This is a genomic window from Prolinoborus fasciculus (assembly GCF_056724605.1).
Map to the genome: position 1 here is coordinate 1 of NZ_JBWZQN010000023.1, position 22,168 is coordinate 22,168.

The window sequence follows — 22,168 nt, forward strand, 5'->3', positions numbered from 1 at the left end:
TTATTTGAACAATCTAAAATATTTGTATTACCTGAAAAAAGGCAAAGGCAATGTCCGCGAGTAGTGAAAATTAAAGCACAAAAATATCCAAGAAAATGCCAGTCAATTTCTTAACTGACTGGCATTACTCTAATGAGGGCTTTTTCTTTTAAAAATCTTTTATCCTTTCACCCCCCTCTTTGTGTTTCTCCCAAAGGTAGAAAGAAAAGGTTGGATGAAAGATTTTTAACTTATTTACCAGTTTTCTCTTTAATAAACTGACGTGCCATTTTCACTTTTTCTTTGACCGGTTTTGGCAGTTTAGGCGGAATCATTTTCGCGACCTGGTTAAACCAGACCAGCAGACCAAAATCGCCTTCCATTTTAATCGTGCCACTTTGCATACCACTCATGAATGCAGTTGGATCACCTTTAAGCAATGTTTTTACACCCTGTTCACTGTCAGCAAATTGCAGTACAAAATCAGCTTTTTCTGCATCACCTGAAACAGTATCGATATGACCATTATTCACAACGATCTGACGTGCCATTCCCTCATCTGTTCCGATTTGGATACGAAACTGGCGTTCATGTACCAATTCAATAAATTTCGGGCTAGTACGTGCTAACTGCTTCATACGTAACGCAAGACCTGCGACCAGCAAATCAAGTGGATCAGTACTAAGGTCAACCAGAGGAAGTTTTAACACAGGAATGGACGACAGTTTCATGGAGGATGCCTATTCTAATTGTACGAAAATTGACAAATATCCTAGCATAGTTCTGGGCTAGGTGGATTATGCAGTTTGTATCATATTTCCAAATTGAAAAATGCACACATGGGTGCATTTTTTTCATTGCAACTTGTAGAATTAACGGCTTGAAAGCTGCTGCTGGTCGTCTTCATACACCGGCGTATGTTCGATGCAACGGCGTTTTGCCAAAGCACGCTCAGCACGACGATCTTCACGCAACAACAGGCCAGTCACCACCATCATGACCGCAGTTAACGCGCTCAGATAACTATACGTCATTGGTAGCTCAAACCAAGTTTGAGTTCCTACACGAATCACCTCGATCAGGCCCCATACCAGCATCCCGGCCGCCATAAAGCTTAACCAGCGACGATAAGGCGAGAAGAACACAGCAAGCACAGCTACAGCGACTAAACTGAAGCCCACAATCGTTGCTAAATGCGCTGTTACCATATAAACCCCTCCATCCAGATAGATAGTTCCCGCTTGATATTGCAACGCTTCTATCTATTGAATTTCGTTAAATCAATAAAATGAAATCTGTTGATTTGTATCTCTATGCCTGCATTATGCTGAGTTTTTTGCATAAAAAAAGTCCTGTCATCCAGCCTAACGACATACTTTGTCGCGATATTATATTGTCATTACATTTTTTGCTTTTCACATTTTTGTGGATCAATGACTGCGCCAATGTTGGCGTGTCATTACAAAATTATCAGTAGTTTTTTTAAGTGAAAAAATTATTTTTCCGTTTAAGATGATCGATGTTTTTGTAGCCACATTTCAGCTATTCCTTATATCACTCAGATCATAAGCAATAAAAAACGCGACCCGGAGGTCGCGTTTAAAATCAATCAAAGCCTGTATTTATGCACGGTTCAGGTCTTTATCATGTACACCGAGCAGATAAAGCACACCGTCCAGACCGACGCTAGAAATCGCCTGATTGGCATTTTGGCGTACTAGCGGCTTGGCACGGAAAGCCACACCGAGTCCTGCAATCGAGAGCATTGGTAAGTCATTGGCGCCATCACCGACTGCAATGGTTTGTTCCAGGGAAATTCCCATCTCCTGGGCGATTTCACCGAGCAAGAGTGCTTTGCGTGCGCCATCGACGATATGGCCTTTGACTTCACCAGTGACCACGCCATCCTGCACATCGAGCGCATTGGCATGCACTTCATCAATATCCAGTTTAGTTTGCAGATATTCCGCAAAATACTGAAAACCGCCAGAAAGAATTGCAGTACGGTAACCTAGTGCTTTTAAAGTCGAAATCAGGCGTTCAGCTCCTTCGGTAATCGTCAGGCGCTCGGCAATTTTCGGAAGTACCGAAGCGTCCATGCCTTTTAACAAGGCGACACGTGCACGGAAGCTTTGCTGGAAGTCCAGCTCGCCTTGCATAGCACGTTCGGTAATTTCTGCGACCTGTTCACCAACACCGGCTTCAATTGCCAGTTCGTCAATAACTTCCTGCTCGATCAGGGTTGAGTCCATATCGAAGCAAACCAGACGACGGTTACGGCGATAAGCATTGTCTTCCTGCACCGCAACATCGACATTTAATTCATTGGACAGGCTCAAGCAGGCCGCACGCATGGCAGCTGCATCTAGCATTTGTCCACTTAAACCGAACTGGACACAGGCACGTTTTGGCCCTGCGCTCTGGCCATCTAAAATGGGGCGGCCAGACAGACGGGTCACGGTTTCAATATTAAAGCCCTGACCCGAGACAATCTGGGTCACGGCTTGCAGATGAGAGGCATTTAATTCAGGGGCCAATGCCGTTACGATATAACGTGTGCGTCCACCCTCTTTGACCCACTGATCATATTCAGTCGCAGAGATCGGTTTAAAGCGCACAGTTAACCCGATATCATGTGCTAGAATCAGGATCTCCTTCATGGCTAATGCTGTTGCTGTCTGGTCTTCAGACGCCACAACAATACCTAAGGTTAACTGATTATGAATAACCGCTTGCCCTACATCTAAAATCTGTAGGGAATGGGCGGACAAAACCTGCATTAATCGTGTAAATTGATTAGGCTGGTCAGGTCCTAAGAATGATATAAGAATGATTTCTCGCATGAATTGACTCGGGTCTGAGCTACAACTATTGTTAGAATCATAATCGAAATTGAACAGAATTGCCTTGGAAGTTTACGTTGAATGCGCCTAGACAAGGGCTATTTGCTAGCCTATTGATTGTAAGTTTTGCTCTGCATACCTTTTTACTGGTATTGGCAACCACTCACCAACTGAATGAAAACCGTGCCAATCAGGGACAGCTGATCACCAGTCAACTGGTGACAGACAGCCTGTCTGAGCTTGAACCGCCCAACCGCGTTTCTCTGGCTTTGCTGGCAAATCGTTATGCCACCAATCCAAGTGTCGCTTCCATCCGGATTCTGGATGCGAAAGCTCAAGTTTTAGCCACCGGCGGACTGACCAAAACTCGCGAGGGTGAAGTTTTTGTCCGTGATGCCCTGCAAAACGAGAAAAAAGTCGGTGTGATTGAAATCACCCTGATTGAGCCAAGTATTGGTGAAATTCTGCGCACGCAATGGTTGGCGATTCTGTTCTCGTTCATCATTCATGGTCTGCTCTGGGTCGCTTATCGTGCCGTGGCACGTCCAAGCCGCACCGAATATCTAGCGCGCATCAATAATGAATCGCGGCTGAAATTCGAGATTCAGACCCTGACCCAGGCATTGGAACAGGAAAAGCATAATGCGGCACTGGCGATTGCTCAGGCCCAACAGGCAGTGAAAAACAAAGCCAAAGAAAAAGAACATAAACCAGCGGTACTCGAGAGCGATAGCCTGAGCTTAAACATCCAGTTCTACGATCCAAAACAGTTACTGGATAGCGTGAATAAAACCGTTTCGGTGCCTTATTTCAATCTTTGTCAGATTTTCCTGAATAAAGCCACCGAACTCTGTGTGCAACGCTATAAGTTAAATAGTTCTGATATTTGTACCGTACATAAATTTGATGAAAAAGGTGCCACCATCAGTATCACAGCAGACAAACCGAATGCCCTGGCCTGCCTGACCATGATCAGTGCCGTGTTCCAGCTGCTTTCGGAAGTGCTGTATAGACGCTATCGTGAAGAAAAACGTTTTGTGCTACAAACCCGCAGCGCGATTGCCTCTAAAGTCGAGGAGATGCAGCTCAGCTCGGTACAGGCCGCGGAGCGTCTGACTCAGCATCTGGTCGCGAAAGAAAGTGCCTTACATGTACCGAACACCTTGCTGAAAGATGTGAGTGATCACTTCCAGCTGGTCAGCATGCCGAATCCAACCAATGTCCTGACCCGTCATGCTTTTGTGGTGAATGGCATGGATGCTGAAAGCGCCGAGCTGGCACAGACTTTTAGAACTGAAATTCTAAAATCCAAACAGTCCAAAGCCTCATAAATATCCCTGAATGTTGCAATTAAAAAAGCCGGATCCAACATCCGGCTTTTTTATGGATATAAAACAAATACGCCAGTGTGTCTTGGCCTATCTCTTAAATTTTTAACTGTTTTTGTTCCAGCAGATATTGCTGGGCATTATAAGGCTGAGCCGGATCCTGACAAGGGACTTTATGCCACTGACCCTCGGCATCTAACTCCCATGCATTGTGACAATCTTTTAAATAGCTGATCAGGCCATCTTTATAAATCCGTTTTTTCAGCTCTGGATCCAGCACCGGGAAACAGGTTTCCACCCGGGAAAACAGGTTACGGCCCATCCAGTCGGCACTGGCACAATACAGTTTCTTGGCACCGCCATGTTCAAAATAATAAACCCGGGTATGTTCCAGGAAACGTCCTACGATTGAACGGACCTGGATATTTTCAGACATACCGGTAACTTGTGGAATCAGACAGCAGATTGAACGCACAATCAGGTCAATTTTTACCCCAGCCTGCGAAGCCTGATACAGGGCAGCAATCAATTGCGGTTCGGTAAGTGCATTCACTTTGATGATGATATGCGCGGCTCTGCCGGCCAGGGCAAATGCCTTTTCCTGCTCAATCAGTTTCAGCAGTTCGCTATGCAGGGTAAACGGTGCATGCAGCAAGGCTTTCAGTTTGGCCATTTTGCCCATGCCGGTCAGTTCCTGGAACATGCGATGCACATCTTCACAGATATCCGGCTGTGTGGTCATCAGGCCGTAATCAGTATACATACGGGCATTACCGGCATGATAGTTTCCGGTACCCAAATGCGCATAACGCAGTAATTCCTGATTTTCACGCCGGACAATCAGAATCATTTTGGCATGAGTTTTATAACCCACGATGCCATAGACCACGACCGCGCCGGCTTCTTGCAGAATATTGGCCACCATAATATTAGATTCTTCATCGAAACGCGCCCGCAGTTCAATCACGGCCGTAACTTCCTTGCCATTCCGTGCGGCTTCTGCCAGCACCTGAACAATTTCCGAATCCGGACCACTGCGGTATAGCGTCTGCTTGATCGCCAGCACCGCTGGGTCCTTGGCCGCTTCGCGCAGTAAAGTAATCACCGGCTGGAATGAATCAAAAGGATGATGCAGCAGCACATCCTGTGCTTTTAAAATTTCAAAAATACTTTTCTGTTTACGGAAAATTTTGGGAATCACAGGACTAAAATGCGGATACTTTAATTCCGGACGCTCAAAGCTGGTACTCAGGCGGGACAAATTGATTGGTCCATCAATCCGGTACAGTTCCTGTTCCGTCAGATTAAATTCATCCAGCAAATAGTCGATGATGTTCTGTGGAGAGTCATTTTCAATTTCCAGACGTACTGCACGACCAAAGCGGCGCGAACACAGTTCATCTTTTAAGGCCACTGCCAGATCGTCAACATCTTCCGACAATACCAGATCGGCATTGCGGGTAACCCGAAAGGCATAACATCCGGTCGCTTTCATGCCGGGAAACAAATCACTGATATGCTGCTGGATGATCGCAGTCAGAAAGATCTGGGTGGTATTGTTTCCGGTGACATCTTCCGGAATTTTAATCAGGCACGGTAAGGAACGTGGTGCCGGCACAATCGCCATCTCGATTTCACGGCCAAAGGCATCTTTACCTTCCAAGCTGATAATAAAGTTCAGACTTTTATTCACCAAACGTGGAAAAGGATGTGAAGGATCCAGACTGATCGGGGTCAGTACCGGTTGCACTTCTTTGGCAAAAAAGGCTGCAATCCATGCCTTATGTTTTTCCAGAAGATCCTGATATTGAAGAAACTGAATACCCTGCGCCTGGAGTTCAGGCAGAATTGCATGATTCAGAACCTCATACTGCTTGTTAACTGTGGCATGAATGGACTGGGACAGTTGTTGTAGAACCAGCTCGGTGGGTACAGCATCAGGCGTCCGGGTAGTCGCATTCAGGTCTTGCTGTTTCATCAGCCCGGCAATCCTGATTTCAAAAAACTCATCCAGATTACGGGAAAAAATAATCAGGAAGTTTAAGCGCTCTAAAATCGGTAAATTCGGATCAAGTGCTTGTGCCAAGACACGACGCTGAAATTCAAATAAGGAAAGTTCCCGATTAAAATAGGTCGCTGACGAATGCTGAAATTGTTCCATGCCCTCTCAATGCTGCTGATTACAGTCTGTTGTTTCACATCATTGAGGGGCGATCTTAGGCAGACTTTATGACACTTATGTTACAAAGCTTGATAAATCTATATAGATTAATATTTTAATTTTTAAAATTATAAAAAATCATCCTCTGGTTTGTTGCGCGCTGTCATCAAACTGCAATTAGGTGTCTGTTTTTTCAGTTTTTCTGGCAGCCCAATAAGTGGCTAAAGCTGGCCCTGAAATATTATGCCACAGGCTGAAAATGGCACTTGGTAAAGCGGTAAGTGGTGATGCGGCAAAATGGGTTGCCGCCAAGGCCACACCCAGACCAGAATTCTGCATTCCCACTTCAATGGAGACTGCACGACAGTCTATTTCTGCCAAGTGAAATATACGGCTGGCCCAATAACCCAGTAAATAGCCCATACCATTGTGTAAGGCCACGATCCCTAAAATCATTAAACCGGACTCCAGAATCTGGGTTTTGCTGCCGGCAATAATCGCCGCGACAATTGCCACAATCGCAATCACAGAAATCAACGGCATGACCTGAATATAGGCCGTGACTTTTTGCTTGAGTAGCGCCCGTACGATTAAGCCCAGAATAATCGGGAATAACACCACCTGTAAGATCGACACCAGCATCGACCAGGCATTGATTTCAATCCACTGACTGGCCAACAAGTAGAAAATGGCCGGAGTTAGAATGGGCGCCAGTAACGTAGAAACCGAGGTACAGGCGACCGACAAGGCAGTATTGCCCTTGGCCATATAGGTAATCACATTGGATGCAGTTCCGCCCGGACAGCAACCCACCAAGATTACCCCGATGGCAATCTCTGGTGGCAGCTGGAACAGCTTGCACAGCAAAAAGGCCAAACCCGGCATCACCATAAACTGGGCGACGACGCCAATCGCTACTGCCTTCGGACTTTGCAAGACACTTTTAAAATCTCCGACGGTCATGGTCATGCCCATGCCGAACATGATGATGCCTAACATCCAGGGAATATAAGCTCTTAACCAGACAAAAGCTTCAGGGATCATCAAGGCAATGCCGGAAAAAAGCACCACCCATAAAGCAAAGGTTTTTTGGACAAATTGGCTAAACTGGAGCAAGGCTGACATGGGTTTCATCCAGGTGATATTAAGGGAGAAAAAGCAAGATAAAATAGGCACCCGTTGACGCCTGAATTTTTATATTTAAATATAAATAAGATCAAAGGAATATTTAAGTTCTATCCCTATTCAGCTTTAAGCTGCTTGAACAATATCTTTCACATAGATACGTTTCACGCCATGCGACAGCATATCCTGCCAGGCATGTTGCAAGGAACCATTCAGGTCAATGCCCTTGGTGGCATCGGCAATCACATAGGTTTTAAAGCCCAGTTTGCAGGCATCGATTGCAGTCCAGGCCACACAAAAGTCCGTAGCAATCCCGACCACAAATACGGTATCAATCCCACGTTCACGCAGATAGCCAGCAAGACCCGTCGGGGTTTTCTGGTCAGCTTCCATAAAGGCCGAGTAACTGTCGATCTGGGAATGAAAACCCTTGCGAATGATGAGTTGTGCTTGCGGTAAATTTAAATCCGGATGCAGTTCGGCATCGCGTGTCCCTTGCACACAATGCTTTGGCCATAAAACCTGAGTGCCATAATCCAGCTGAATACTGTCATAGGCGGCTTTGCCGGGGTGGTTGTCTGCAAAAGAAATATGGTTGTCCGGATGCCAGTCTTGGGTCAGGATAATATGCTTAAAATGCTGTCCCAATAGATTGATATTTGGAATAATCTGGTCAGCATTGGCTACAGCCAGATTGCCTCCCGGGGTAAATCCTCTTTGTACGTCTACGACCAGTAAAGCAACATTATTCTGCATCTGTTTTCATCCATTGAAATCTCGATTTATGCCCAAGCATAGCGCAAAATACCTCAGGATTTTTAGCTCTGCGGTTAAAAATGGCATGACTGTGTATTCTCGGCATGTGTATATGAGCAGATCAATAGATTCATTGTTTTTGACAAATATGAGATGAGTTCCGGGCTTGTATCAAGCTGGATCTCTGCAAAAAAAATAAGTTTTAAGATAAAGTGATGAGTCTTTTTAATAATAAAACAGTGTATTTAATTCTTAAATTCTGAAAATAAAAAAGCCTGCAAGAGCAGGCTTTTTTAAATCGTTGAACCTTACACTTTAGTGCGGTTCACCAGGAACAGCATACATAATGCAGAGATGATGATACATGGGATCGCAGCAGTAATGACCCCCGCAGCACCGAAACCTGCTGTCAATAACTGACCGGCAATGACTGGCCCCAGCATGGCACCGATACGGCCAACTGCAGATGCAACACCAATACCAGTACCACGCACTTCTGTCGGATAAACGATACTACCGAAGGCATACAGTACACCCTGACAGCCAATCACGAAGGCACCGGCTAATGCTGCTGCCATATACATCTGGTTCAGCGAGCTTGCACCATTCAGCGCCAGTAGACCTGCCAGAATACCGCCGTACATCAACAGGATCACATAGGCTTTCTTCCAGCGGTCGGTCAGCATACCCAAAATAATCGTACCAATCGTCGCTGTAACCATGAAGTAGAATTGTGCAGTTGAACCATCTTTACGGGTAAAGCCAAGTTCCATAAACAATGATGGCAACCAGCTCAACATGATGTAAACCACCATCAAGGTAAAGAAGTAGCTCACCCAGATACATAGCGTACGTAACAGGTTGTCCGAATTAAACAGGTCCTTGAATGAACCCTGCGGTGCAACAGCAAGCTCTGCAGCCGTTTTATTCTGTGCTTTCAGGTATTCCTTCGATTCAGGCAAAAATAGCATCATCAGCGGAATGGCAAAAATCGGTAACAGGCCACCGAGATAGAAAACATTTTTCCAGTTGGCGCCAAATTCAGTCGCCGCAATTAAAGATAAAATTGCTGCACCAACTGGCATGCCACAGTACATCAAGCCCACTGCACGACCACGATTTTGTGGAGACACAGCTTCAGAGGCGAGTGTGATCAGAATCGGCATTGCGCCGCCCAGACCTGCTCCAGCCAGGAAACGCACTGCCAGCAAGCTGTTAAAGCTATTGACCCAAACCGTACATAAGGTAAATACAGCAAATATTGCTGTTGACCAGATCAAGACTTTCTTACGGCCAATGCGGTCCGCAAATCGACCACCAACCAGTGCACCCGGTAATAAACCCAGAATCCCTGCACTAAAAAACACACCCAACTGGGAACTATCGAGACCAAAATGCTCACGAATACCTGCAGCAGCAATTCCGGCTGCCTGAATATCTAAGCCTTCAATCACCGCAATCAGAAAACAGATCGCGACCGTGACGATAGCATGCTTATTGTCTGATTTTTCCATTGGATTATCCTTGTTCAATCAGCGTTACAAAAGACAGCCATCATCTATGAGCCTGATTGCAGAAATAACTATCAATAAGTTGAACGTTTTGCTTAGATATTCCCAAAGGAGTAGAGGCAGATAAAAATAGGATAAGACCAGATAAAGTCGCAAAAACACTTAATCAGAACACCATAAAGTTCAAGACTTAGAGTTTAAGGCTTATACATCAAGTTAAAAAATTAACCGATAAGAAAAAAAATTCTCAATTTATTGATATTTAAAAAAGATTAGTCTTAGTCGTTTTTGGCTTTATTTGTTTTGGTGCGAGAGTGCGATCAAGATGTACGAGGTCTCAATTTATCCAATATAACTATTAATCCAAAATTAAAAGGCATAAAAATGGCAGTTTTCAGCTGATCTTTTTGCACAAGCCTTATCATTATTGGCTTCATTTGGGGTAATCTCCTCCATTGTCTAGACTGGAGACATAACTTTGGTCTCAGGATTTTGCTTTATAAATCATCTTATTTATTACTTGATTGTTTCCAAAAGGCTTTGTATAAAGAATTCAGTAGCTTTTACTAAAGCATATTGTTCTTATGCGTTTGATCAGTCATAATTTGCATAAGCAATATTCAATTCAATGCAAATCTATTGAATTTGCTATAAATCAAAATACAAATCCATCCCAATTTATGTTTTCTCATTCCTTTCGGATGGACAAATAGGATAGTTTTTTAAAATGACTCAGCAAGCACAGACCATTCAAGGTTCCATAGTCGCAATCGTCACCCCTATGTTTGAAGATGGCAGCGTAGATTGGAAGGGTCTCGAGAAGCTGGTTGAATGGCACATTGCAGAGGGCACCAACAGTATTGTCGCCGTTGGAACAACAGGCGAAGCCTCTACTCTCAGTATGAGTGAACACACCCAGGTGATCAAAGAAATCATTCGTGTGGCCAACAAACGTATTCCTATTATTGCCGGCACAGGTGCAAACTCGACCCGTGAAGCGATCGAACTGACCCGCGAAGCCAAAGAGCTGGGGGCAGATGCCGCTTTACTGGTGACGCCATATTATAATAAACCGACTCAGGAAGGCTTGTATCAGCACTATAAAGCTATTGCTGAAGCCGTTGATCTTCCACAGATTCTTTATAATGTTCCGGGCCGTACCGGTGTGGATATGGCCAATGAAACCGTGATTCGCCTGGCGGATATTCCACAAATTATCGGTATTAAAGATGCGACTGGCGATGTACCGCGCGGTGCTGAACTGCTGCAAGGCCTTGTCGGTAAAGATATGACTGTTTATTCGGGTGATGATGCAACTGCGTATCAACTGATCGGTCATGGCGCCAAAGGTAATATCTCGGTCACGGCGAACGTGGCTCCGAAAGCCATGAGCGAAGTGTGTGCAGCTGCGATTGCCGGTGATGCAGCCACAGCTGAACAGTTAAATGCTCAGGTTGCAAATTTACACAATATTTTATTTTGCGAATCGAACCCAATTCCTGTGAAATGGGCACTCCATGACATGGGCTTAATTGGTACGGGTATTCGCCTTCCATTAACACCACTTGCAGAACAATATCGCGCTCCGCTTCATGAAGCACTGGTCGAAGCGGGCGTTATCAAATAAAAGAGCACAAGATTATGCAATTACGTTTAGGACTTAGCCTTACACTTTCAGTATTCAGTTTGGCAGGTTGTAGTTCAATGGCCTTTAATAACGGCACTTTAGACTATAAAGAGACTACTACCCTGGAAGCTTTACAATATCCTGAAGGCGCCATGGTTCGTCCTGCAACGCCATTGTATCCTGCTCCAACAGTTGATCCGCTTGCAATTGAACATGCACCGAAGCTTGAAAACCAGCGTGGCAACCGTTTTGCCTTGCCACGCCCACAAGCCCAGACTGAAAACTCAAATACAGCTGATCTAACCGAAACCAATACGGTGGGTCGACCACAGTTGGTCACTGACGGAAATCTTAATCCGCTGCTTAAAATTGAGGGAAATTCTGCTACAATTTGGCAATATACACTTGCCACCCTCAGCAGTCTGAATCATAGCATCGTTGCGCAGAGCAAAAATCGTTATGAAGTCACGATTAAGGTTGATCAGCAGATCTATGTATTAAGATTATCTTCTGTCGGTTCAAGTAATAACCTCGCTGTGTTCAATGCCGATAACAGTTTTGCCGACCGTGAAAAAGCTGCAGAACTGCTCAACCAGATTTACCAAAATTGGCCAGCCTAGACATTTCTAGGCATTTTTTTTGTAAAAGGTTCCCTCATGTTAAAACAAACCTTGCTCTATACTGGTAAAGCGAAATCTGTCTACACCACAGACAGTTCAGACCATCTGATTTTAGTCTTTCGCGATGATGCCTCAGCATTCAATGGCGAAAAAATTGAGCAACTAGATCGTAAAGGCAAGGTGAACAACCGTTTTAACGCCTTCATTATGGAAAAACTGGCAGAAGCGGGAATTGAGACCCACTTTGAAAAGCTATTGACTCCAAATGAAGTGCTGGTAAAAAAACTGGATATGATCCCGGTTGAATGTGTGATCCGTAACTATGCAGCAGGTTCTTTATGCCGCCGCCTGGGTGTGGAAGAAGGCAAGGAACTGACTCCTCCAACATTTGAATTGTTCTTTAAAGATGATGCGCTTGGTGATCCAATGGTCAATGAGTCACAAGCCATTGCTTTAGGTTGGGCAACGGCTGAACAATTGGCGAAAATGAAAGAATTGACTTACCAAGTGAACGACGTGCTTAAAGCATTGTTTGACGCAGGGAATATGATTCTGGTTGATTTTAAGCTTGAATTCGGCGTGTTCCACGACCGTATCGTACTTGGTGATGAATTTTCTCCAGACGGTTGCCGTCTATGGGACAAAGACACCAAGAAAAAACTAGATAAAGACCGTTTCCGTCAAGGTTTAGGCGGCGTAGTTGAAGCCTATGAAGAAGTAGCTGGCCGTTTAGGTATCAATCTAGACAACATCTAATCTGTAAATGCGCAGATTCGAAAAAACCGAGCTTTTTAGCTCGGTTTTTTATTTCCGGCTTTTAATCGGAAAAATAAATTTTTATTATTAAAATGATCGTTTTTACATCAAAAACTACATGCATTAATATTATCACATACCAGGCAAATCAGTGAGTTGACGCACTTTACTCCATATTTTCCGACCAAATTTCTCCTCTACCCTCTAGGATGTTATCTCCCTCAAAAACATCCTACTTTCAGCCCAATTCGCCTTGAATTGGGCTTTTTTTTAATCTGTTCAATTAGTTGGGATACCCAGCTTTATTGCTGCTGTTGTTGCTGTTGCCAACGGCGTTGCTGTAAACGCTCCCCTTCAACTTCACGTTTATTACGTGCTGATTCATACAGTTTGGTATCCTTCAGTTCTGGCGGCATATATTCCTGTAGCACAAAATGCTCAGGATAATTATGCGGATACAGATAATCCACGCCATAGCCCTGCTCTTTCATCAGCTTGGTTGGCGCATTTCTTAAATGCAAAGGCACTGGCAAATTTGAAGTTTTATCTGCGAGTTCCATCGCCTTGTTAATCGCCAGATAGGTACTGTTACTTTTAGCACTGGTCGCCAGATAAACTGCACATTGCCCCAAAATAATCCGGCATTCTGGCATTCCCACGGCCTGCACCGAACGGAAACATTCCCCTGCCAACAGCAAAGCATTCGGATTCGAGTTGCCGATATCTTCGGATGCGGCAATCAACATGCGCCGTGCAATAAACACCGGATCTTCGCCGCCTTTGAGCATGCGTGCCATCCAGTACAAGGCTGCATCCGGATCACTGCCGCGAATCGACTTGATGAAGGCCGACACCAGATCATAGTGCTGCTCACCGGACTTGTCATAACGGGCGATATTCTGCTGTGCGACTTTCACCACGACCGCATTAGTGATGATATTTTCCATATCTGCTTCAAAGGTACTGGCAATCAGATCCAGTAAATTTAGCGCCTTGCGGGCATCTCCTGCCGCGAACTGGATCAGGGCATCAAATTCTTCAATCAGGATATGTCTTTCCTGTAAGAAAGAGTCATTTTGTAAGGCTTGCATCAACAAGGTCTGAATCGATTCAGCACTCAATACATTCAGGCTATACACCTGACAACGTGATAATAAGGCACTATTCACTTCAAAAGACGGGTTTTCGGTGGTGGCGCCAATTAAGGTAATTTTCCCTTTCTCGACCGCATTTAACAGCGCGTCCTGCTGGGATTTATTAAAACGGTGAATTTCATCAATAAATACCACTGGCGTCAGCAAATCACCACCTTCGGCAATGATTTCACGCAGTTCTTTCACGCCGGTATTCAGGGCAGACAGGCTGATAAAAGGCCGGTCTACCGCTTGAGCTAGCAGTAAGGCAATGGTAGTTTTTCCGACTCCGGGAGGTCCCCAGAAAATGATCGAAGGCAGATGCCCCTGATCAATCATCTGACGTAAGGGCGCATGTTCTCCCAGCAAATGTTCCTGCCCGATAATCTGTGTAAGGTCGCGTGGCCGTAAGCGTTCTGGAAGCGGGATATGACTATCTGACATGTTATTATTGGCTCAAACTAAATTCTGATCTCATTCTAACACCAGCAGTTTTGATTCCAAGAATGCAAACATCAAGCATAAAAAATTAATTTATGGAGATATCCTCTATTTTTTTAATTCTGAATGAATTAATCTCTATAAAAGCGAATAATTTGAACATGATTAATTGTGAATTAATTACAGTGTAATTTTCATATTGTTTATTCTAATTAAAAGAAACTTATCTCGCCCCTTGGGCACTTTTGGGTTGTAGTGGTGAATGCATGAAGCATGATAAATTTGAACATGGAGCTGTGAGTCGGTCTAAGCCACTGACGTCATCATCACTGATTGCACCCCACGTTCACTTGTCTGAATCGGTTTTATTAAAAAATCTGATCGATGCCTTACCGCAACCCTTGTGGGTCAGCAACAAAAAACATCTGCAATATTTTAACGATGCCTTGACTGATTATCTTGGCGTGAACCTGAATGAACAGGGTCATCTGCAATGGCAGAGTTTTATTCATACCGAGGACTTGCAGCTATTTTTAGCGCAGTGGCATGCTGCGCTGGATCAGCATCAGAATTTTGAAACCCAGTGCCGGATTAAACGCAGTGATACCCATTATCGCATGTGTACCCTAGCCGTAAAATTTCATCATGAACCTGAACATTTGCTGCAATGGGCAGTTTCCCTGACCGATGTGCATGATTATTTTGAAATCCAGCAGCAACTTTCTCAGATTGTTTCAACCCAGGAAAACATGCTGGATGCCAGCGCAGACTGCATTAACATTATCAGCCCTGAAGGCGAGATTCGACATAGCAACCAGTCTGGCTGTCTGGCACAAGTAAGTGAGACCGCAGGACAAAATCAAGACCGTTCATTGTGCTGGTTAAATCGCTTAACCCCTGAAGCCCGAAAATCCGGGCAACGTGCTCTGAAACAGGCAGCCCAAGGCTTAAACAGCCGTTTCTCCAGCAAAGTTCAGATTAAAGATCAACCAATCCAATATTGGGATCATCTGCTCACCCCGATTCTGGATCAGCACAATATTACCCAAAATATTCTCTGTGTATCACGCAATATTAGTCAGCAAAAAATTGCAGAAACACGTTTAAAAGAAGTGATTAAACGGGATGAACTCACCGGCCTGTATAATCGCAGTACCTTCTATAAAACCTTTAAACAGGTACTGTTAAAGGCCAAACAACAACAGACCATAGCGGGTTTACTGCTGATCGATCTGGACTATTTCCGGCATATCAATGACACCTTGGGCCATATTGCTGGTGATCATCTGCTACATGTCTTAGGCAAACGCTTCCAGACCTGTTTCGGTACGAATACCATCATCGCCCGTTTGGGTGGCGATGAATTTGCTGTGCTGGTGAAAAATCTGGAAAGTGAAGAACAGCTGCTGGCAACGGCGCAAATGGCCTATGCCCAGCTGGATCAGCCCATCAATTATGTCGGCAATAGCATCAGCAGTGCCATGAGTATTGGCTGTGCCATCTATCCACGTGATGCCTTAAATACTTCTAATTTGCTGAAATGTGCTGATATCGCCTTAAACGACCTGAAAAATAGTGGTCGTGGTGGCATCCGCATGTTCAATCAGGAAATGTGCGGTTCACTGGAAAATATGACCAAGCAGCTGACTCTGGCACGCAAAATTATTCTCGCCGATCAGATCATTCCCTATTACCAACCTAAAGTACGTCTTTCTGATGGTGCAGTGATTGGTTTCGAAGCACTATTACGCTGGCAAGATCAGAATCAGAACATTCAGTTACCTTCCGAAATTTTTGCTGCCTTTCAGGACTATGAGCTGGCCTCACGCATCAGTGAGACCATGCAACTGAAAGTCTTTGCAGATATGAGTCGCTGGCAGGCGCAAGGTCTGGATCTGTTACCGATTTCCATCAATGCTGCACCGGTCGAATTCCTGCGCGATGACTATGCCGAAAAACTGTTGGCACGCCTGTCCAACTTTGATATTCCCGCACATAAAGTTGAACTAGAAATTACCGAGCAGAGCCTATCCGAACATGGTGCTAATTATGTGGTTCGCGCCCTGAACCTGCTGAAACAGGCCGGAATCCAGATTTCACTAGATGACTTTGGCACTGGACATTCTTCGCTGACCCGCTTGCAAGACTATCCGGTCGATTGCATCAAGATTGACCGCAACTTTGTAGAACGCATGAACAGTGACCCGTCCGCCTTGGCCATTGTCAAAGCCATTACCCAGATTGGCTCTAGTATTGCACTGGATATTCTAGTGGAAGGGATCGAGAATACAGAACAGCTGGACACCCTGATCCATTGTGACTGTCAGATTGGACAGGGATTTTATTTCTATCGTCCGATGGCCGGTGCTTCGGCCCAGGCCCTACTCCATCCAGCAGATCAATAAACGAATCACTCAGGCAGATTTAACGCACCCAGCGTACGATATAGTCTTCGATGTCATCTTCATGAATATCGGCTTCACTCAGGCAGCGCCCTGCTGCCGACTTGCGTGCCTGAATCACACTTTCCCGTGAACCGCTAATCAGATAATGCCAAGATGGCAGGCTTTTACCCTGCTCTACCCGACGATAGGCACAACTCGAAGGCAACCAGTGAATCGTTTCCAGCTTCTCTGGCGTGAGCTGAATACAGTCCGGCACATATTGCAGGCGATCCGGATAATTGGAACAACGCGCAGTGCTACAATCCAGTAATTTGCAGGCCACTTTGGTATATGCGACTTCCTGAGTATCTTCATCTTCCAGTTTAATCAGACAACATAATCCGCAACCATCACATAAGGCCTCCCACTCGACTTGCGTCAGTTTAGCAAGTGAATAGTTTTTCCAGAATTCGGGACGTAAAGTATCGCTCATGATCAGGCCGGCACATTCAAAAATCAGCTTATTATAGCAGCCCGAACCCTGCAGACCTACCGCCTCAAATTCTTATTACTATCACGTAAACTATTGTTAAATCATAGACAGTTCATCAACAAAACACTAACAGTCGCTGGAATCGTTTATTTCTATACTAAATTTGAAAATAAAAACACATGGAGAATATATATGTTTCGCTGGGCTATTATTTTTGCTGTTATTGCATTAATTGCGAGTCTACTTGGTTTCGGTGGCGTCGCAGGCTTGTCTAAGGATTTTGCGATTATCTTGTTGGTAATTGCGGTGATTCTTGCGATCGTTGGTTTTCTTTCGCGCGGCAAGGTCTAGATTTACGCTAGACCTTTTCAAAGCAAGTGTTAGCTTTCAAAAAAAACAAGAGCCTTCTGGCTCTTGTTTTTTTATGGGTATTTTAATGATCTGTTTTGATCAAAAATACTTCTTTTAAGATGAACTTAAGGCTTTAAATGACGTGGTCTAAAACCTGCCACCAGCAAGGCTGCAACATACGCTACCACACCGACAACACATAAGATCAATACTTCTACCACACGCATCCATTGTGATACATCTGCGTTATACCAACTCAGGGCATAGGCCAGAGCCGCAATCATCACCACATTGGCAAACATGAATTGCAGGAAGATTTTTTTCCAGTGTGCGCCAAAACGGAAAATATCACGCTTATGCAGATAATAATAAAGCAAACCGGCATTGACCATCGCTGAACCCGTCGATGCCAACGCAAGGGCCATATGCTCCGCTTCCCAGTCAATCAGCTTGAAGAAACCAATAAAAATCACGTTCAGAATCGCATTGGCCGCCACAGCCATCAAACCGACACGCACCGGGGTTCTGGTATCCTGCTTTGCATAAAAACCGGGAGCAAAGACTTTAATCAGCATAAAGGCAATCACACCACCGCTCATACATTGCAGCGCCAAAGCCGTCATTTGAGTATCTTCAAAGGTGAACTGGCCACGTTCAAACAGGGCTTGAATAATCGGGGTCGACAGCATAAACAGTGCAACACTGGCGGGTAGGCCTGCCATCACAATAACTTTGGCTGCCCAGTCCATCATGCCACGGAATTTTTCCGGATTTTGCTCGGTATGCCGTGCCGATAAGGACGGCAAAATCACGGTACCAATTGCAACACCGATCAGACCCAGCGGCAATTCGGTCATACGCTCGGCACTGTACAGCCAGGACACCGAACCATCCTGCATGAATGAAGCCCAAATGGTATTTAACAGCAGGTTAATTTGCGTGACAGATACACCAAATAATGCCGGCAGCATCAACTTCATGATGCGATCAACGCCTTCATGCTTGAAGTCAATTTTCGGTGGAATCAGCAGATTTTTACGCCACAATTCAGGAATTTGGATCGCCAGCTGTAAAATACCGGCAATGATCACAGCCCAGCCCAGCGCCATAATCGGCTCGGCCATATAAGGCGTAAGCCAGAGCGCCCCGGCAATCATCGCCACATTCAGCAAGACCGGCGCAAATGCCGGGGTACTAAAAGAGCCATAACTGTTCAGAATACTGCTGGCAAAAGCCGTCAGTGACATGAACAGCAAATAAGGAATGGTCAGGCGGAACATGTCGGTCGCCAGAGCGAACTTTTCAGGATCGCTATGGAAACCGGGCGCATAGATATACATAATCAATGGCGCAGCAATGATCGCGACCATGGTCAGCGTGGTCATGACCGTGGCCAGACAGCCAAACACCCGGCTAATCAGGATCTGGACTTCGGTATGCGTGCGACTGGTTTTATATTCAGTCAGTACCGGAATAAATGCCTGTGAAAATGCGCCTTCGGCAAATAAACGCCTGAAAAAGTTTGGAATACGAAATGCGACTACGAAGGTATCGAAGTCTTTACCAGCACCAAAGACATTCAGTAAAACAATATCTCGAACCAATCCCAGTACGCGTGACAACATGGTCATCGCACTGACAATGACGGTCGAACGCCAAAGCGCCATCCTCTTCACCTAATGTATAAATTTGTGGTTATTGTAATGAAACTTTTGTCAGAAGTTCATTGCTTAATTTCATCGCTCAAGCGAGCTTGAGGTATTTTTATAATGCTGTAACTGTGTACGAAAATCAGCCCAGTTAAAATATGGTCCCGGATCGGTCTTGCGGCCCGGTGCAATATCCGAATGTCCGGCAATATGCTGCTGAATCTTAGAATAATGCTGTTGCAGACAGGCCGTGACTTTTACTAATACCTGATATTGTTCAGTTTCAAAAGGCAAATCGTCACTGCCTTCCAGCTCAATCCCGATCGAATAATCATTACATTCTTTTTTGCCCAAATAGCTCGAGCGGCCGGCATGCCAGGCACGATCATTAAAATTGACAAATTGCAGCACTTCGCCAGATCGTAAAATTAGCAGATGGGTCGACACCTGCATCCCTTCAATGGTTTGAAAATAAGGATGTACGGACCAGTCCAGCTGATTCTGAAAAAACTGTTCAATATAACCACCGCCAAACTGTGAAGGTGGCAGGCTGATATTGTGAATCACCAGCAATTGAATCTCGGTCTGTTCTGGCCGCTGATTAAAATTGGGAGACGGGATTTGACGTGCACCGATTAGTTGCCCGTCCTTGACCTGAAACTCAGCTGCCTGTTGCATAAAACCGTTCTCCCCAAAAATAAAATCTGCAAGATCAGCATTGCAGCCGGCTTCATGCTAAAACTTTCAAGGAGAAATCTCAATTCATCCCAGCAAACTGGATGAAAAATCGCTCATCTTTTATGTAACGGTGCTAAGATAAGGCGCAATTTTCACGGCTTAAAAAAGATACGGAAATACTCATGCGCATATCTCAAGCTTTGCTAGACCAGTCCATTCAGATCAATATTCAACAAGCACTTTCAGAAGATATCGGTGATGGTGATATTACTGCCCTGCTGACCCCTGAAGATGAACAGGCCACTGCCACTATCATTAGCCGTGAAGACATGGTTTTGGCCGGCCAGCCTTGGGTAAATGCCTTGATTCAGGCCTATGATCCAAGTATTGAAGTGATCTGGCTGAAAAATGATGGCGATCATGTTCAAGCCAATCAAGCATTTTTAAAACTGGCCGGATCTGCACGTAGCTTACTCACCGTGGAGCGCCCTGCGCTAAACTTTGTCCAGACGCTGTCTGCGGTTGCGACTAAAACCGCCCACTATGTCAAAGAGCTGCAAGGTTTAAACACCAAATTATTAGATACTCGTAAAACGCTTCCGGGTCTGCGTATCGCACAAAAATATGCCGTGGCCATTGGCGGTGGCCAGAATCACCGTTTGGGCCTGTTTGATGCCTTCTTGATTAAAGAAAATCATATTATGGCAGCGGGTGGCATTGCGCAGGCGATTGCCAAGGCCCATCAAATTGCACCGGGTAAGCCTGTCGAAGTTGAAGTGGAAACCTGGGATGAGCTGAATCAGGCACTCGAAGCCCATGCTGATATTGTGATGCTGGATAATTTCAGTCAGCAGCAGATGATCGACGCGGTGCAACATGTGGCCGGTCGCTGCAAACTGGAAGCCTCAGGTAATATCACCATTGATAATTTACGTGAAGTCGCGAGTACCGGAGTAGATTATATTTCCATGGGCGTGCTGACCAAAGATCTCAAAGCCATTGATCTGTCGATGCGTTTCAATGCTTAAGCCTAGATGGGATAGATGACCGTAGAGGGTGCGAAGCACCCTTTTTTTATTTTTAGAAATTTTTTTTGCGTATATTTTGCTCAATTTTCTATTTTAGACCTTAATCATCATCGTCATCCCGATTACCTCGGTGATCGCGGTCATCATCGTCACCATCACGGTCGTTATATCTTCCGTTATCCTCATCACGATCCTGATTTAACACTGAACGCTCGTCATCTTCACGATTATTGCCCCAGTCACAGGCAGTTAATCCAAACACGCCCAGCAATGAAATTGCACAAAGCCACTGTTTCATGTCGCATTCCTCATTGTGTTCTCATCTGATCCAATATCGATGCAAAACCGGTTCAGATATAGCCGATTCATGTCGACTTTTTGTCAGGAAGTTTTGTAATGTAGTTTTTGAATACAGGTGCAGAGTGAAATTTCAGGCATAAAAAAACGCATCCAGAGATGCGTTTATTAACATGGGATGGATTACCAGCCTAGAGCTTCTTGCTGTTTTTTTACCAGTTCCTGAATGCCTTTCTCGGCCATTTCCAGCATGGCATTCGATTGTGCACGGGTAAATGGCTTATCTTCAGCAGTACCTTGAATTTCAATAAATTCACCAGCCTGAGTCATCACCACGTTCAAATCGGTTTGACAGTTTGAATCTTCTTCATAGCAAAGATCCAGTAATACTTCATCTTTAAAAATACCGACAGAAACCGCAGCCACCAAACCTTTTAATGGATCATGTTTGATTTTTTTTCTTTCCAGCAAGACGTTCATCGCATCAACCAAAGCCACCGCAGCACCCGTAATCGCTGCAGTACGGGTACCGCCATCAGCCTGAATCACGTCACAGTCGATAGTAATGGTATTTTCACCCAGCTTTTTCAGATCGACCATTGAGCGCAAGCTACGACCAATCAGACGCTGAATTTCCTGAGTACGGCCACTCTGTTTGCCACGTGCCGCTTCACGGTCACTACGGGTATGAGTTGAACGTGGCAACATGCCATATTCAGCCGTTACCCAGCCCTGGCCCTGACCTTTGAGGAAACGCGGTACAGAACTATCCACACTGGCAGTGCACAGTACTTTGGTATGACCAAATTCAACCAATACAGAGCCTTCCGCATAACGTGTATAGTTACGGGTAATTTTCACTTCACGTAATTGATCTAATGCTCGTTGGTCGATACGCATAATAAGTCCTGTATGGGTTCAAAATAATTGCGGCTCAGTATAGCAGAAGCCTTTGCCAAGATTAGGCAGCCGGGCGATTCATTTACAAAATCAATGCATCAGCTCGCT

General features: G+C 45.0%; 20 protein-coding genes. 7 read left to right on the forward strand and 13 right to left on the reverse strand.

Annotated elements, in window-relative coordinates; all coding sequences use genetic code 11:
* Positions 1–230: 230 nt before the first annotated feature.
* The 3 genes from AC1P5O_RS07295 to serB all read right to left on the reverse strand — a co-directional run bounded on the left by AC1P5O_RS07295 (position 231) and on the right by serB (position 2,822).
* A complete protein-coding gene (locus tag AC1P5O_RS07295; protein WP_005094940.1) occupies positions 231–710 on the reverse strand; it encodes an SCP2 sterol-binding domain-containing protein in 480 nt (159 codons plus the stop codon).
* Positions 711–851: 141 nt separating this feature from the next.
* A complete protein-coding gene (aciT, locus tag AC1P5O_RS07300; protein WP_005094938.1) occupies positions 852–1,187 on the reverse strand; it encodes a ciprofloxacin tolerance protein AciT in 336 nt (111 codons plus the stop codon).
* Between the two features lie 414 nt (positions 1,188–1,601).
* Entirely contained in the window at positions 1,602–2,822 is a 1,221-nt protein-coding gene (gene serB / locus AC1P5O_RS07305; protein WP_005094936.1) for a phosphoserine phosphatase SerB, read from the reverse strand.
* 77 nt (positions 2,823–2,899) lie between these two features.
* Here serB and AC1P5O_RS07310 point away from each other — a divergent pair, with 77 nt between their 5' ends.
* Positions 2,900–4,153: a hypothetical protein gene (locus tag AC1P5O_RS07310; protein WP_005094933.1), complete on the forward strand. Its 1,254-nt coding sequence runs from the start codon at positions 2,900–2,902 to the stop codon at positions 4,151–4,153.
* A 94-nt stretch (positions 4,154–4,247) separates the two neighbouring features.
* On the opposite strand, the gene ppk1 is transcribed toward AC1P5O_RS07310, so the two are convergent.
* The 4 genes from ppk1 to mhpT form a co-directional block, all read right to left on the reverse strand.
* Positions 4,248–6,311, reverse strand: coding sequence for a polyphosphate kinase 1 (gene ppk1 / locus AC1P5O_RS07315; protein WP_005094930.1), 2,064 nt, complete (start codon positions 6,309–6,311; stop codon positions 4,248–4,250).
* Positions 6,312–6,488: 177 nt separating this feature from the next.
* Complete coding sequence (locus tag AC1P5O_RS07320; RefSeq protein ID WP_005094929.1) at positions 6,489–7,436, reverse strand: bile acid:sodium symporter family protein; 948 nt, start codon at positions 7,434–7,436, stop codon at positions 6,489–6,491.
* 126 nt (positions 7,437–7,562) lie between these two features.
* The gene (gene pncA, locus AC1P5O_RS07325; RefSeq protein WP_005094928.1) at positions 7,563–8,192 is read right to left on the reverse strand and encodes a bifunctional nicotinamidase/pyrazinamidase; all 630 of its coding nucleotides are present in this window, start codon (positions 8,190–8,192) and stop codon (positions 7,563–7,565) included.
* Between the two features lie 308 nt (positions 8,193–8,500).
* Entirely contained in the window at positions 8,501–9,706 is a 1,206-nt protein-coding gene (mhpT, locus tag AC1P5O_RS07330; protein ID WP_005094926.1) for a 3-(3-hydroxy-phenyl)propionate transporter MhpT, read from the reverse strand.
* 724 nt (positions 9,707–10,430) lie between these two features.
* Between mhpT and dapA the strand changes: the two genes are divergently transcribed.
* Genes dapA through purC form a run of 3 tightly spaced genes read left to right on the forward strand, consistent with a single transcriptional unit; the run spans position 10,431 to position 12,706 of the window.
* A complete protein-coding gene (gene dapA / locus AC1P5O_RS07335; RefSeq protein WP_004281249.1) occupies positions 10,431–11,330 on the forward strand; it encodes a 4-hydroxy-tetrahydrodipicolinate synthase in 900 nt (299 codons plus the stop codon).
* Between the two features lie 14 nt (positions 11,331–11,344).
* Positions 11,345–11,950 carry a hypothetical protein gene (locus AC1P5O_RS07340; protein ID WP_004281248.1) on the forward strand — a complete coding sequence of 202 codons (606 nt, stop codon included), beginning with the start codon at positions 11,345–11,347 and terminating at the stop codon, positions 11,948–11,950.
* Positions 11,951–11,986: 36 nt separating this feature from the next.
* Entirely contained in the window at positions 11,987–12,706 is a 720-nt protein-coding gene (purC, locus tag AC1P5O_RS07345) for a phosphoribosylaminoimidazolesuccinocarboxamide synthase (protein WP_004281247.1), read from the forward strand.
* A gap of 302 nt (positions 12,707–13,008) precedes the next feature.
* Here purC and AC1P5O_RS07350 read toward each other — a convergent pair whose 3' ends face one another.
* Positions 13,009–14,283 carry a replication-associated recombination protein A gene (locus tag AC1P5O_RS07350; RefSeq protein ID WP_005094922.1) on the reverse strand — a complete coding sequence of 425 codons (1,275 nt, stop codon included), beginning with the start codon at positions 14,281–14,283 and terminating at the stop codon, positions 13,009–13,011.
* Between the two features lie 263 nt (positions 14,284–14,546).
* Between AC1P5O_RS07350 and AC1P5O_RS07355 the strand changes: the two genes are divergently transcribed.
* Positions 14,547–16,685: a putative bifunctional diguanylate cyclase/phosphodiesterase gene (locus AC1P5O_RS07355; protein WP_005094919.1), complete on the forward strand. Its 2,139-nt coding sequence runs from the start codon at positions 14,547–14,549 to the stop codon at positions 16,683–16,685.
* A 19-nt stretch (positions 16,686–16,704) separates the two neighbouring features.
* On the opposite strand, the gene AC1P5O_RS07360 is transcribed toward AC1P5O_RS07355, so the two are convergent.
* Positions 16,705–17,157 (reverse strand): YcgN family cysteine cluster protein, encoded by a 453-nt coding sequence (locus tag AC1P5O_RS07360; RefSeq protein ID WP_005094917.1) that lies wholly within the window; start codon positions 17,155–17,157, stop codon positions 16,705–16,707.
* 192 nt (positions 17,158–17,349) lie between these two features.
* On the opposite strand from AC1P5O_RS07360, the gene AC1P5O_RS07365 reads away from it, so the two are divergent.
* Positions 17,350–17,508, forward strand: coding sequence for a DUF1328 domain-containing protein (locus AC1P5O_RS07365; RefSeq protein ID WP_004647174.1), 159 nt, complete (start codon positions 17,350–17,352; stop codon positions 17,506–17,508).
* A 125-nt stretch (positions 17,509–17,633) separates the two neighbouring features.
* Here AC1P5O_RS07365 and murJ read toward each other — a convergent pair whose 3' ends face one another.
* Positions 17,634–19,175, reverse strand: a complete 1,542-nt coding sequence (gene murJ, locus AC1P5O_RS07370; protein WP_005105302.1) for a murein biosynthesis integral membrane protein MurJ — start codon at positions 19,173–19,175, stop codon at positions 17,634–17,636.
* 69 nt (positions 19,176–19,244) lie between these two features.
* The gene (gene ampD / locus AC1P5O_RS07375) at positions 19,245–19,835 is read right to left on the reverse strand and encodes a 1,6-anhydro-N-acetylmuramyl-L-alanine amidase AmpD (RefSeq protein WP_005105301.1); all 591 of its coding nucleotides are present in this window, start codon (positions 19,833–19,835) and stop codon (positions 19,245–19,247) included.
* A 182-nt stretch (positions 19,836–20,017) separates the two neighbouring features.
* On the opposite strand from ampD, the gene nadC reads away from it, so the two are divergent.
* Positions 20,018–20,863, forward strand: coding sequence for a carboxylating nicotinate-nucleotide diphosphorylase (gene nadC / locus AC1P5O_RS07380; RefSeq protein ID WP_005105299.1), 846 nt, complete (start codon positions 20,018–20,020; stop codon positions 20,861–20,863).
* 100 nt (positions 20,864–20,963) lie between these two features.
* Here the strand turns inward: nadC and AC1P5O_RS07385 are convergent, their stop codons facing one another.
* Together AC1P5O_RS07385 and rph are read right to left on the reverse strand one after the other, a co-directional pair.
* Positions 20,964–21,161: a hypothetical protein gene (locus AC1P5O_RS07385; protein WP_005105298.1), complete on the reverse strand. Its 198-nt coding sequence runs from the start codon at positions 21,159–21,161 to the stop codon at positions 20,964–20,966.
* Positions 21,162–21,343: 182 nt separating this feature from the next.
* On the reverse strand, positions 21,344–22,060 hold the full coding sequence (rph, locus tag AC1P5O_RS07390) for a ribonuclease PH (RefSeq protein WP_004281238.1): 717 nt from the start codon (positions 22,058–22,060) through the stop codon (positions 21,344–21,346).
* Positions 22,061–22,168 lie beyond the last annotated feature (108 nt).

Excerpts from the sequence above, each read along its gene's own strand:
- rph (WP_004281238.1), bottom strand. The coding sequence starts at position 22,060 with ATGCGTATCGACCAACGAGCATTAGATCAATTACGTGAAGTGAAAATT.
- dapA (WP_004281249.1), top strand. The coding sequence starts at position 10,431 with ATGACTCAGCAAGCACAGACCATTCAAGGTTCCATAGTCGCAATCGTC.
- AC1P5O_RS07365 (WP_004647174.1), top strand. The coding sequence starts at position 17,350 with ATGTTTCGCTGGGCTATTATTTTTGCTGTTATTGCATTAATTGCGAGT.
- AC1P5O_RS07385 (WP_005105298.1), bottom strand. The coding sequence starts at position 21,161 with ATGAAACAGTGGCTTTGTGCAATTTCATTGCTGGGCGTGTTTGGATTA.
- purC (WP_004281247.1), top strand. The coding sequence starts at position 11,987 with ATGTTAAAACAAACCTTGCTCTATACTGGTAAAGCGAAATCTGTCTAC.
- ppk1 (WP_005094930.1), bottom strand. The coding sequence starts at position 6,311 with ATGGAACAATTTCAGCATTCGTCAGCGACCTATTTTAATCGGGAACTT.
- aciT (WP_005094938.1), bottom strand. The coding sequence starts at position 1,187 with ATGGTAACAGCGCATTTAGCAACGATTGTGGGCTTCAGTTTAGTCGCT.
- mhpT (WP_005094926.1), bottom strand. The coding sequence starts at position 9,706 with ATGGAAAAATCAGACAATAAGCATGCTATCGTCACGGTCGCGATCTGT.
- murJ (WP_005105302.1), bottom strand. The coding sequence starts at position 19,175 with ATGGCGCTTTGGCGTTCGACCGTCATTGTCAGTGCGATGACCATGTTG.
- nadC (WP_005105299.1), top strand. The coding sequence starts at position 20,018 with ATGCGCATATCTCAAGCTTTGCTAGACCAGTCCATTCAGATCAATATT.
- AC1P5O_RS07355 (WP_005094919.1), top strand. The coding sequence starts at position 14,547 with ATGAAGCATGATAAATTTGAACATGGAGCTGTGAGTCGGTCTAAGCCA.
- serB (WP_005094936.1), bottom strand. The coding sequence starts at position 2,822 with ATGCGAGAAATCATTCTTATATCATTCTTAGGACCTGACCAGCCTAAT.
- AC1P5O_RS07320 (WP_005094929.1), bottom strand. The coding sequence starts at position 7,436 with ATGTCAGCCTTGCTCCAGTTTAGCCAATTTGTCCAAAAAACCTTTGCT.
- AC1P5O_RS07295 (WP_005094940.1), bottom strand. The coding sequence starts at position 710 with ATGAAACTGTCGTCCATTCCTGTGTTAAAACTTCCTCTGGTTGACCTT.
- ampD (WP_005105301.1), bottom strand. The coding sequence starts at position 19,835 with ATGCAACAGGCAGCTGAGTTTCAGGTCAAGGACGGGCAACTAATCGGT.
- pncA (WP_005094928.1), bottom strand. The coding sequence starts at position 8,192 with ATGCAGAATAATGTTGCTTTACTGGTCGTAGACGTACAAAGAGGATTT.
- AC1P5O_RS07360 (WP_005094917.1), bottom strand. The coding sequence starts at position 17,157 with ATGAGCGATACTTTACGTCCCGAATTCTGGAAAAACTATTCACTTGCT.
- AC1P5O_RS07340 (WP_004281248.1), top strand. The coding sequence starts at position 11,345 with ATGCAATTACGTTTAGGACTTAGCCTTACACTTTCAGTATTCAGTTTG.
- AC1P5O_RS07350 (WP_005094922.1), bottom strand. The coding sequence starts at position 14,283 with ATGTCAGATAGTCATATCCCGCTTCCAGAACGCTTACGGCCACGCGAC.